Below are 1139 nucleotides of genomic sequence, written 5' to 3' on the forward strand. Positions count from 1 at the left end.
TGATCGCTCAATCCGAGTTTCTCTAACAAACAGCATCCTGAAGTGAGACATCCACCGTCAGAACTTCTTGAGTGTTCTATCTCCTGACTAGGGGATAGAACACCCTTCGTTCAAGCATCTCCGTCAGTAAATACATAACTTCAATATTCAGATATCTCTAGCACTTCTTCAAATATCTGTTAGCTGATACCTGATATCTGATATCTGATTCCAACAGGAACCACGAGCGATAGCGAGTTTGAGGCGGAGCGAATGCGACGACTCAACCTTGAGACTCTCTGAAGAGCTCTACTGGTTTCCATCGGTACCTGTTCGCTCAAAACGAAAATCATAAGTTTTATAAATAGCAATACGAAGGCACTGATAACCACAAGAACAAAAGGAGTCTCTATCAATGAACAAGCACTTTTACTTCTCGTTCTATCCGTCAATGGAACGATTTCCCAAACAAGGTCGCGCCACTCACTACCTACCGAACTCAGGAATCATCACTCTAGACGAGCAACTGGTGGACTACATCTATCGCTGTAGAGTCTACGGAAAACCTGCTCGTCTCTTTGGGCAGGGTTGGTACGACAAGCGATCACGCCAATTCAATGCGGGACTAGAGATTCCACGAGGTTCCGTTGTTCAAGAACTGACCGAAGAGCACTCAAGAGAAGCAGCGCAGTCAAATCTGATGTTCTTGTTTCAGGAGGACGCTGAATGAAATTGCGATTGAGTTCACAGGCGAACAGCGAACCCTTTCCGTCACACGACCTCAAGGCGGAACAAGAGGAAATGATGAAACTCTACGCTCGCCTTGCTCAAAACCAACACGGCGACAGTGAGTCTGTGAGAACCACGCTCCTCGCGCGAATGGTGTTCCTCACCTTCACTCACCTTCACCGACTATATAAATAGTGCTTTGGAACTATTGCTACAGGGAGAGCATTGCTATGGCTAGAACCACTTCAACCCTCAAGAACATCACCACGAGTTTCCGCATCACCACGGATATGGACCGCTACATTCAAGAAGCAGCCAACAAGGTGGGTGCTTCCAAAGGCGAGCTCTATCGCCTTGGTGCTTACGAAACCGCCAAGGAAATAATGACCAATCCTCAGGTCGCCAATGAGCTCAGCGTGAGGTTTGCCATA

Annotated in this window: 3 protein-coding genes; 2 read left to right on the forward strand and 1 reads right to left on the reverse strand. The window is 47.2% G+C overall.

The genetic code is table 11. The features are described 5' to 3' along the window. Positions 1 to 394: 394 nt before the first annotated feature. Positions 395 to 709 (forward strand): hypothetical protein, encoded by a 315-nt coding sequence (locus EBR25_14340; GenBank protein ID NBW42148.1) that lies wholly within the window; start codon positions 395 to 397, stop codon positions 707 to 709. Then, the gene (locus EBR25_14345) at positions 706 to 903 is read left to right on the forward strand and encodes a hypothetical protein (GenBank protein ID NBW42149.1); all 198 of its coding nucleotides are present in this window, start codon (positions 706 to 708) and stop codon (positions 901 to 903) included. The genes EBR25_14340 and EBR25_14345 overlap by 4 nt, the downstream gene beginning before the upstream one ends. Before the next feature lie 50 nt (positions 904 to 953). Here the strand turns inward: EBR25_14345 and EBR25_14350 are convergent. Beyond that, a partial coding sequence (locus tag EBR25_14350) for a hypothetical protein (GenBank protein ID NBW42150.1) occupies positions 954 to 1139 on the reverse strand: 186 nt, incomplete at its 5' end.

Source organism: bacterium (assembly GCA_009926305.1).
GTDB lineage: Bacteria > Bdellovibrionota_C > UBA2361 > UBA2361 > RFPC01 > RFPC01.